This window comes from Rhizobium sp. ZW T2_16 (assembly GCF_044987325.1).
GTDB lineage: Bacteria > Pseudomonadota > Alphaproteobacteria > Rhizobiales > Rhizobiaceae > Neorhizobium > Neorhizobium cellulosilyticum.
In genome coordinates, this window is sequence record NZ_JBJDRG010000004.1 from 26,445 (window position 1) to 36,077 (window position 9,633).

Sequence of the window (9,633 nt, forward strand, 5' to 3'; positions counted from 1 at the left end):
GGGCATTTCATGACCTTGTGATACGCCCGGCGCCTGTCGCCGGGCCGATGAACGCTGTCCTTTTTAGGAGGAGGAAAGCATGCATTCGCAATCAGTTTCCGAAATCACGTTAGCCTATATCGGCGGCGGCTCACTGAATTGGGCTCAGGTCCTGATGGCCGATCTGGTTCATGACCGTACAGTGGCCGGAGAAATCCGTCTATTCGACCTCAACCTGGAAGCCGCGCAGCGTAACGCAGCGATCGGCAATCGTCTCTCTGAAGCCCACGGGCTTTCTATTCGTTATACCGCCAGCGAGACAATCGCGTCGGCTTTGACCGGTGTCGATTTTGTCGTCGTATCGATCCTGCCGGGGTCGTTCGATGACATGGCAAAGGATCTCGAACTGCCGGAAGCCGAGGGCATCATTCAGGCGGTTGGCGATACCGTCGGGCCTGGCGGATTGGTGCGCGCCATGCGTGCGATCCCGGCCATGGCCGAAATCGCCGAAGCGATCCGAAAATATGCGCCCAAGGCCTATGTGTGCAACCTGACTAACCCTATGTCGGTCCTAACGGGCGCGCTTTACGCCGCTTTCCCCGATATCAGGGCATGGGGCGAATGCCACGAAGTCACCAAGCTGCGCCACATTATCGCCTGGCTCGCCAATCGGGCAGAAGGTGCGATCCGTTACGGTTTTCGCGATGTGCAGGTTAATGTTCTCGGCATCAACCACTTCACCTGGGTCGACCGCGCCTTCGTCGGTGGCCGGGACTGGCTACCGGACTATCTGAACTTCGCGGCGGAAAATCGCGAAAAGGGCTGGCGCGCCAAGCCCCTGGATCCGAACGATGAATTCCAGCGCTATTTCGAGGACGTCAACAGAGTCAAGTTCGATCTGGCCTCGCGCTTCGGCATAGCGGCTGCGGCGGGTGACAGGCATCTTGCCGAATTCCTGCCCGCAAGCTGGTATCTCAACCGCGCATCCGAATGGGGCTTTGGCCTGACACCGGTGGATTGGCGCCGCCGCGATCAGGCCAAACGCCGGGAAGACGCACGCCTAGCTGAGACTGGCAACGAAGTGCCACCACTACGGACAGTCTCGGAAGAGGCCCTTGTCGGGCAGATCCGCGCGTTGACCCGTGGCGAGACGCTAGTCGTCAACGCCAACATGCCCAACATCGGTCAGATGCAAGGCTTTGCACCGGGCACTGTCGTCGAGACCAATGTGCTGTTTTCCGGTCATGGGGTGCGCCCGATACATGCCGGACGTTTGCCAGCAGCCGTCGAGGCTTTGGTAAAACCACATGCGGAGCGTCAGAATGCCGTATTGCAAGCGGTCCTCGCTGGTGACGGCGCAACTCTCGAAGGCCTGTTCCTTTCCGACCCGCTGGTTGCACCGCTAGGTCAGGACCGTGCCGCAAAACTGTTCCGGGCCATGGTTGCCGCGACAGCCGCGCGCCTGCCGGAGAAGTTGAGGAGGCTCTCTGCATGAGTGGCGATAGTCGACTTCTCGGCTTCTGGTACGTCCTGCCGTACCTGATCGGCCTGCTGGTTTTCACGGCCATACCGTTTCTTGGCTCGCTCTACCTGTCGTTTACCGATTACCGGTTGATGCAGGGCATGGATTTTGTCGGACTGCAAAACTACATCGACATTCTGACCAGTGACCGCACATTCACGCGGTCCTTCAACGTGACGATGCTCTTCGTGGCGCTAACCGTGCCGCTAAAACTGGCCTTCGCGCTTTTTATCGCCAGTATCCTCAACTCCAAGCTCAAGGGCATCGGTATTTTCCGCACCGCCTATTACGTGCCCTCCATTCTTGGCGGCTCGATCGCTGTCGCGGTTTTGTGGCGCTACATGTTTGCCGATGTCGGTATGGTCAACATGGCTTTGACCGGCCTTGGTTTCAAAGCCATCAACTGGTTCGGCAATCCCGGTACGGCGCTGTTCACCATCACCATCCTGCGCTTGTGGCAGTTCGGGTCGGCCATGGTGATTTTCCTGGCGGCGCTGCAATCGATCGACAAGTCGCTTTACGAGGCGGCGGCCATCGATGGCGCAAAGCCGTGGCGGGCCTTCTTCGCCGTCACCCTGCCGCTTCTGACGCCGGTCATTTTCTTCAACATGATCATGCAGATGGTTCAGGCCTTCCAAGAGTTCAACGGACCTTATGTCATCACCAGCGGCGGCCCCTTGAAATCTACCTACCTGCTGCCGCTGTACATCTATGAAATGGCCTTCAAGAAATTCGACATGGGGTATGCCTCCGCCATCGCCTGGGTGCTGTTCACAGTCATCATGGTGCTGACGCTCATCGCCTTCTGGTCGTCGAAATACTGGGTCTATTACGCTGGCGACAAGAGGAGCTGACCATGAGTGACAGTATCATTCACTCCGACGACAAGGCCATCGAAGAGGCCGAACAGTATCTTGCCGTGCAGAGGCGCCGCGAAAAGATAACGCTGACCATCCGCTATACGATCCTGACGGTTGTTGGCCTCATCATGCTTTATCCATTGATCTGGCTGGTCGGCGCAAGCTTCATGACCAATGAGGAAATTTTTGGCAGCGCCGGCTTCATGCCAGCGAACCCGGTAATGGACGGTTATATCGAAGGCTGGCAGACGTCGACGCCCTACACATTCGGTCGCTTCTTCTGGAACACGTTCCTGATCATAGCGCCGAAAACGATCTGCACGGTGATTTCCTGCACGGTGGTTGCCTACGGGTTTGCCCGTTTCGACTTTCCCGGCAAGAAGATTCTGTTTGCCGCCGTGATCGGCACGCTACTTCTGCCCAACGTTGTTACCCGCATCCCGCAATACATGCTTTTCAACGAACTCGGCTGGCTCGACAGCTACCTGCCGCTCTGGGTGCCGTCCGCTTTCGCCGGCGATGCGTTCTTCGTCTTCCTGTTGTTGCAGTTCTTGCGTTCCATTCCGCGTGACATGGAAGAAGCGGCGCGCGTGGATGGCGCCACCAGTTTTCAAGCACTGATCTACGTGGTCGTGCCGATGCTGGTGCCTGCGATGATCTCGGTCGGGCTGTTCCAGTTCATGTGGACCATGGACGATTTTCTCGGCCCGTTGATCTACATCTCTTCGGTTGAAAAATTTCCTGTTTCATTGGCGCTCAAACTGTCGATCGATACTGCTGAATCGTTCGAGTGGAACCGCATCCTTGCCATGTCAGTGCTGGCGCTTCTGCCGTCGTTGCTGGTGTTCTTCATGTCTCAGAAATACTTCGTCGAAGGCATCTCTGCCGGTGGCGTAAAGGGTTAATCCAATGGCACAATTGACTATCCGTAACTTGGAAAAGGTCTATAGCGGCACCATCAAGGCGCTTCACGGCATCAATCTCGAAGTCAAGGACGGGGAATTCATGGTGCTGGTCGGTCCTTCCGGCTGCGCCAAGTCGACAACGCTGCGTATGATTGCAGGCCTGGAAACCGTTTCCGGCGGCCACATCACAATCGGCGAAAAGGTCGTCAACAACCTGCCCCCGGGTGACCGTGGCATCGCCATGGTCTTCCAGAACTACGCGCTCTATCCGCATATGAAGGTGCGCAAGAACCTCTCCTTCGGGCTCAAGCTGGCCGGGGAAAGCAAGGAGGAGATTGCAAGGCGCGTTGCTGAAGTCGCCGAGGTGCTGGAAATCGAGCCCTTGCTAGACCGCCTGCCCAAGCAGCTCTCCGGCGGCCAGGCCCAGCGCGTGGCACTCGGGCGTGCGCTGATCAAGAAGCCGGAAGTGTTTCTGTTTGACGAACCGCTTTCCAACCTCGATGCCAAGCTTCGTGCGTCCATGCGCGTACGCATCACCGATCTGCATCGCCGGCTGAAGGAGCAGGGGCAATCGTCCACTGTGGTCTACGTTACCCATGACCAGGTCGAGGCGATGACGATGGGCGACCGGATCTGCGTCATGAAGGACGGCCACATCATGCAAGTGGATGATCCCGAAACGCTCTATGCCCGGCCGGCAAATGCGTTTGTTGCAGGTTTCATCGGCATGCCGGAAATGAACCTTGTCAGTGCCAGCTTGAGCCGCGGCGAAAGCGGGCCGGTCGTGACCTTCGGAGACCAATCGATCCAGTTCGGCAAAGAACTCGCAGCGCGTCTACAATCGGGTGTGGACGGCGATGTAACCTTCGGCGTGCGGCCGCAGCATTTCCGCCTGGCAGAACCGGGTGAGGATGCCTTGATAGCGAAGGTCATCAAGGCGGACTTCCTTGGGCATGAAGTCGATGTGCACATTACCATCGGCGGTCAGCGTTTTACCATCGTTCTGCCTGTCGAGAACTTCCGCAAGGCTGTCGTTGACGGCGCCATCCGTATTCGCCCGGAAGAGGAACGGGTTTTCATCTTCGACCGCGCAAGCGGTTTGAACGTCAGCTTAGCCTGAGGGCGCAGCCGACGACTATGTCACCGATGCAGGGTTTCAGGAGGAAAAACGCATCATGAGTAAGAAATCAATACTGAAGGTTCTATCTGTTACGCTGGCAGCGTCCGTAGTTGCCACAAGCTTCGCTTCGGCGGCGGATTTGCGCATGTCCTGGTGGGGTGGCGATGGTCGCCATGTCGCCACGCAGAAAGCTTTGGAATACTGCTCGACGAAGACGGGGCATAAGGTCAAGGCCGAGTTCGCCGGCTTCGAAGGTTATCTCGAAAAGCTGACGACGCAGATGGCCGGCAGCACCGAGGCCGATATCATCCAGGTCGACTGGCCTTGGCTCTTCCAGTTTTCCAAGAACGGCGATGGTTTTGCCGATCTCAAGCAGTTTGCCGGCGAGCTTGACCTGACCCAGTGGAATGACAGCCAGCTGGCGCCTGCCATGATCAACGGCAAGCTCAACGGGGTACCGGTTTCCGTTACCGGCGCCACCTTCTACTTCAATGACGAGATCTACAAGAAGGCCGGCCTTGAGACGCCGAAAAGCTGGGATGATCTCGCCGCAGCGGCCAAGAAGCTGAACCCGCAGGGCCTCTATCCGTTCGATACCACCCGCGTCATCCTGATGCTGATGGTCGAAGCCTTTGCGGCACAGATTTCCGGTCAGGAATTCGTCAAGCCCGGCACCAATGAGCTGGCCTGGACTGCAGAAGACATCGCCGGTGCACTCAAGCATTACCAGTGGATGGTGGATAACGGTATCGTACGCTCCGCCAAGGATGCGGCCGGTGTCGGCAATATCGAAATCTTCGACGATCCGGCCTGGGTCACGGGCAGGATCGGCGGCACCTATTTCTGGGATTCGACCTATTCGAAATACGATGATCCGCTGACGGTCGGAAAGCTGATACCGGCCGCTCCGCTGCAAATCCCGGGAGCGAAATCGGATGGCGTCTACAAGAAGCCGTCAATGGTCTTCTCGATCTCCAGGCATTCGAAGGATCCGAAAGCCGCAGCCCAGGTGGTCAACTGCCTGCTGAACGACAAGGAAGCCATCATGATCCTTGGCGACAGCCGCGGCCTTCCTGCTTCGGCTATTGCCAAGTCGACGCTTGAAGCCGCAGGCAAGCTGACACCGGAACGTCTCGAAGGCGCGAAAATCGTTGCGGCGGCCTCTGGCCCGACCATGTCTCCGCTGATCGAGCATCCGACGGTTCAGGAACTGTTCAAGGACGTCATCGAGCAGTTTGCCTATGGCCAGCTGACCGCCGATGAAGCCGGCCAGGAAATCGTCGATGGCCTGACCAAGGCCCTGCGTCGCCTTTAATCATTGCGATGGCCCATGTCGAAGGGCATGGGCCATAATAACGGCTGCGCGACATGTGTCGCCTCAACCCAGAAATGCCTCAACATCCCTATCTCACGCTGGGAGCCGAACGCGTGATTGCTGTTTCCGTACCAGATGAAGCCAGTCGGCCGATACACGGCTTTCTAATGGCGGGGATCCCGTCGCTTATCTCAGTTATCGCGACAGCTCGTTTTTCGCTCAGGCTCTTCCGAAAACCATTCTTTAAACGAGCGCAATTCGAACTCCATACAGTCTATGAGGAACGCGATGTCCGCAGCTTGAAGGCAAGGTCGATGGCGGGCGACGGCGTTGCGAGGAATAGCAGACTCGCAGACCTCCAAACCGCAGCGCAAGCTCAGCCAATCAGCATGGCAACAAAAGCGTCGTATAGCGAAAAAACAGTTGTCCCGATGCGATTGTCATGGATTTCCACTAGCAGCATTGCCAAAAGGATCAGATTACCGGTGATCAAAAACGGCTTGGCCCAGTTGCGATGACCGGAGACCACAGGTTCGATATCGCCTTCCAACGCTTTCGCCGGACCTGCACCGAGCGCGATATGCGCTTCGGTAAATTCGACCGAGCGACGTATCACCTCGATGGCGGTGCTCAGCTTGCGTATTTCCTCATCTAATCCCGGCGGTGCGGCTGCGGGTATCACCGCCGGGCTGCGGGCAACGGTCTGGCGCTCGACACGCACGATACGCGAGCTTTCCTGCGCCGTATTGTCCTGCCCGATGTCTCCGCGGCGCAGCAATTCGCCGGCGATTGAGTGTACGTCCGAAAGTCTGTTGTCCATGTTACTCCCTCAATACTCCGTGAGGCATTCTCGATAGAAACGGTTCCAGTCGCGATTAGCTTTCGCGCATTGCGTGACGCAGCTGATCGGAAAGCGGCTTGATCATGTAGGACAGGATCGTGCGGTTTTCGGTCTGCATGAAGACTTCCGCGGGCATGCCGGGCTTCAGCATCGTGTCCCCCACCTTGGCGATCTCGGCTTCGGGGATGCGCAGCCTTGTCAGGTAATAGCTCGCACCAGTCTTTTCGTCGGTGGTCAGATCCGGCGAGATGTCGATAACCAGCGCGCCGAGCTCCGGCGTCACCCGCTGGTTAAGCCCGCTCAGGCGAACGCGGGCATCCTGACCGCCGAAAACCTGATCGACATCGGCTGGCGAAATCATCGCCTCGACGATCAGTTCGTCGTCTTCGGGGATGATGTTGACCAGCGTCTCGCCCGGTGCTGCAACGCTGCCGATCGTATGGACATTGAGCTGATGCAGGGATCCGGCAATCGGCGCGCGGATTTCGAGTTTGCGCAGCTTGTCGAGGGCGGCCACGCGTTCCTCATTCAGCTTGGCGATCTCAGGACGTTTCTGGTCGAGTTCGGTCAGCACGCTCTCATAGAAAGCTTCGTCCACCTGGATGAGCTTCAGTTCCGCCTGGGTCTTGGCCTGTTGCGTCTCGATGATTTCAGCCGTCAATGCGGACTGGCTGCCGGTGAGTGAAGCCTTCTCGCGTTGCATCGCGATCAGCTGCGATTGAGTGATCAGGCCGCGAGCATTCAGGCTGTCGTAGCGACGCAATTGATCATCGACCAGCGCCATATTGGCGTCCACCGCTTTGCGCTGCGCCTCGAGCGCCGAGATCTGTTCCGCGAATTGTCCTACCTGTTTCTCCAGCTGAGCCTTCTGGCTGCTCCTCGTCATCTGGCGGGCAAGCTTGAGCATGATCTGCGCCTCGGCCAGCAAGGTACGCCGGTCGGTCGGCACGAAGGAGAGTTCGGCTGGAAGATCAATGCCTGTGCGCCCCGCCTGTTCTGCAAGAAGACGCGCTTCCTGCACCATGAGCTGCGCAAGCTGGCCTTCTATGATGCCGAGATTGGCGCGAGCAGTCGTCCCATCGAGGCGGAAAAGCAAGGCGCCGGCCTCGACGCGATCTCCCTCGTTGACGACGATTTCCGAGATGATACCGCCATCGGCATGTTCGACCTGCTTGGCGCGGCCAAGAACGATGATCTTGCCGGCGGCCATCACGGCGCCGCTGATTTCGGCATAGGCTGCAGCGGTGCACACGCCTCCGAGGAACAGCCCTCCGACACCGATCGCCAGGAACAGCTGCTTGCGGATGGCGCTGGTGATGGTTCTGTCGAGTGTGTCATAGCGCATTGGCGACCACCTTTCCGGGCTGCTGCGAGCCGCTGAGCATCGAGACATTGGAGAGTACCTGGTCCTTGTCGCCGAAAGCCACCTGTTGACCATTCTGGATGATCAGGACCTTGTTGACGGCGGCCAGCGCGCTTGCCCGATGGGCGACCACGACGACGATGCCACCGCGTTCGCGAATATCCATCATTGCGCGGGAAAGCGCCTGCTCGCCCTCGACATCGAGATTGGAATTGGGTTCGTCCAGAACGACGAGGAACGGGTTGCCGAAAAGCGCGCGGGCAAGACCGACACGCTGCCGCTGGCCGGCGGAAAGACGCGCGCCGGCCTCGCCGATCATCGTGTTGTAGCCTTCCGGCAAGCCAGCGATCAGATTGTGGATCCCGGCCATCTTGGCGGCGGCGACGATTGCCACGACATCGGCATCCTTGTCAAAGCGGGCAATGTTTTCCGCAACCGTTCCCTCGAACAGCTCGACATCCTGCGGCAGGTAGCCGATGAAGCGGCCGCGATCCTGATCGCTCCACTGGTCGATCGTCGAACCGTCGAGGCGGATGGCACCCTTGAGCACCGGCCAAACGCCGACCAAGGCTCGGGCAAAGCTCGTCTTGCCGGAGCCGGAGCCGCCGATGATCCCGAGCCCGTCACCCGCCTGCAGCGAGAACTCGACACCCTGCAGGAGCACGAGAGGTTCTCCCGGCGCACTCGTTGCGGCATCCTGAACGGTCAGTTCCTGCCTCGGCAGCGGCAGACCTTCCAGCCCCTTGTCGACATCGCATTGGAGCAGGACCTGGTTGAGGCGACCGGCGGCCTGCCGGCAGGCGATGAAGGATGGCCATTGACCGACGGCCTGTTCGATCGGCGCGATGGCGCGGGCCATGATGATCGACGAGGCGATCATCACCCCGCCGGAGATTTCCTGCTTGATCGCCAGATAGGCGCCGAGCGCCAGCATGGCCGATTGCAGGATCATGCGCAGGAGCTTGATGACCGATGAGTAGAAATTGCTGCGGTCGGTCGCCATCTGCTGCGAGAAATAATAGGGTTCGACCATTTCCGAAAACCGGTCCGACAGCCGCCCCAGCATGCCCATCGCGTTGACCACTTCGGAATTGCGCCTCGCGCTGTCCATGATCTTCGATTGCGCGGCGGTACGCATGCCCACTTCTTTGGTCGGGCTGCGCGAGGCGAACTCGTTGCAGATGACCAGCACGAAGATCAGCGCGCCGCCGGCAAGGGCCAGATAACCAAGCGCGCTGTGCATGATGAAGACCAGCGCAAAATAGAGCGGCATGAAGGGAAGGTCGAAGATTGAGGCCGGGCCTTGCGAGCCGAGGAAGCGGCGGATCGTATCGAGGTCACGGCCGGGATGAACGCCCGAGCCCTTCGAACCAAGCAGCACGGGAAGACGGATGTTGGCACGCAGCGACGGATTGCAGAGCCGTGTATAGACCCGCATGCTGATCCGCAGAAGCGCCTTGGAGCGCAGGATGTCGAGCATGCCGCTGAACAGATAGAGCGACAGCGTGATCACCGACAAGACGACCAGTGTCGGTACGCTGCTGCTCGAAAGCACCCGGTCATAGACCTGAAGCATGAAGATCGGCCCGGTCAACATCAGGATATTGAGCACGGCGCTGATGACGAAGATGCCCCAGAATGCCGACCGGCAGGTCCGGATGGCGTCGGCGACCGAGAGATTGCGATTACGTTTCAACATGAACTCGCCCCAGTATCCGGCCGGTTTTC

At 58.8% G+C, this 9,633-nt stretch carries 8 protein-coding genes; 5 read left to right on the forward strand and 3 right to left on the reverse strand.

Annotation, left to right across the window (positions count from 1 at the left end):
• The first annotated feature begins 79 nt into the window (after positions 1–79).
• Genes ACI3K0_RS13120 through ACI3K0_RS13140 form a run of 5 tightly spaced genes read left to right on the forward strand, consistent with a single transcriptional unit; the run spans position 80 to position 5,701 of the window.
• The gene (locus ACI3K0_RS13120) at positions 80–1,474 is read left to right on the forward strand and encodes an alpha-galactosidase (protein WP_206827729.1); all 1,395 of its coding nucleotides are present in this window, start codon (positions 80–82) and stop codon (positions 1,472–1,474) included.
• Entirely contained in the window at positions 1,471–2,355 is an 885-nt protein-coding gene (locus ACI3K0_RS13125) for a carbohydrate ABC transporter permease (protein ID WP_148144739.1), read from the forward strand. The genes ACI3K0_RS13120 and ACI3K0_RS13125 overlap by 4 nt, the downstream gene beginning before the upstream one ends.
• Positions 2,356–2,357: 2 nt before the next feature.
• A complete protein-coding gene (locus ACI3K0_RS13130; RefSeq protein WP_183685320.1) occupies positions 2,358–3,266 on the forward strand; it encodes a carbohydrate ABC transporter permease in 909 nt (302 codons plus the stop codon).
• Between the two features lie 4 nt (positions 3,267–3,270).
• On the forward strand, positions 3,271–4,386 hold the full coding sequence (locus tag ACI3K0_RS13135; RefSeq protein WP_404945395.1) for an ABC transporter ATP-binding protein: 1,116 nt from the start codon (positions 3,271–3,273) through the stop codon (positions 4,384–4,386).
• A 55-nt stretch (positions 4,387–4,441) separates the two neighbouring features.
• Positions 4,442–5,701: an ABC transporter substrate-binding protein gene (locus ACI3K0_RS13140; RefSeq protein ID WP_206827733.1), complete on the forward strand. Its 1,260-nt coding sequence runs from the start codon at positions 4,442–4,444 to the stop codon at positions 5,699–5,701.
• A 376-nt stretch (positions 5,702–6,077) separates the two neighbouring features.
• Here the strand turns inward: ACI3K0_RS13140 and ACI3K0_RS13145 are convergent, their stop codons facing one another.
• The 3 genes from ACI3K0_RS13145 to ACI3K0_RS13155 are packed head-to-tail and all read right to left on the reverse strand — an operon-like array spanning position 6,078 to position 9,604.
• A complete protein-coding gene (locus tag ACI3K0_RS13145; RefSeq protein ID WP_148144735.1) occupies positions 6,078–6,521 on the reverse strand; it encodes a hypothetical protein in 444 nt (147 codons plus the stop codon).
• A 55-nt stretch (positions 6,522–6,576) separates the two neighbouring features.
• Positions 6,577–7,887 carry an HlyD family type I secretion periplasmic adaptor subunit gene (locus ACI3K0_RS13150; RefSeq protein ID WP_206827735.1) on the reverse strand — a complete coding sequence of 437 codons (1,311 nt, stop codon included), beginning with the start codon at positions 7,885–7,887 and terminating at the stop codon, positions 6,577–6,579.
• Entirely contained in the window at positions 7,877–9,604 is a 1,728-nt protein-coding gene (locus ACI3K0_RS13155) for a type I secretion system permease/ATPase (protein ID WP_206827737.1), read from the reverse strand. Before ACI3K0_RS13155 ends, ACI3K0_RS13150 begins: the two co-directional genes overlap by 11 nt.
• Positions 9,605–9,633: the final 29 nt, after the last annotated feature.

Bases quoted from the DNA above. Each gene is read 5' to 3' on its own strand.
- ACI3K0_RS13120 (WP_206827729.1), top strand. From the start codon at position 80: ATGCATTCGCAATCAGTTTCCGAAATCACGTTAGCCTATATCGGCGGC.
- ACI3K0_RS13125 (WP_148144739.1), top strand. From the start codon at position 1,471: ATGAGTGGCGATAGTCGACTTCTCGGCTTCTGGTACGTCCTGCCGTAC.
- ACI3K0_RS13130 (WP_183685320.1), top strand. From the start codon at position 2,358: ATGAGTGACAGTATCATTCACTCCGACGACAAGGCCATCGAAGAGGCC.
- ACI3K0_RS13135 (WP_404945395.1), top strand. From the start codon at position 3,271: ATGGCACAATTGACTATCCGTAACTTGGAAAAGGTCTATAGCGGCACC.
- ACI3K0_RS13140 (WP_206827733.1), top strand. From the start codon at position 4,442: ATGAGTAAGAAATCAATACTGAAGGTTCTATCTGTTACGCTGGCAGCG.
- ACI3K0_RS13145 (WP_148144735.1), bottom strand. From the start codon at position 6,521: ATGGACAACAGACTTTCGGACGTACACTCAATCGCCGGCGAATTGCTG.
- ACI3K0_RS13150 (WP_206827735.1), bottom strand. From the start codon at position 7,887: ATGCGCTATGACACACTCGACAGAACCATCACCAGCGCCATCCGCAAG.
- ACI3K0_RS13155 (WP_206827737.1), bottom strand. From the start codon at position 9,604: ATGTTGAAACGTAATCGCAATCTCTCGGTCGCCGACGCCATCCGGACC.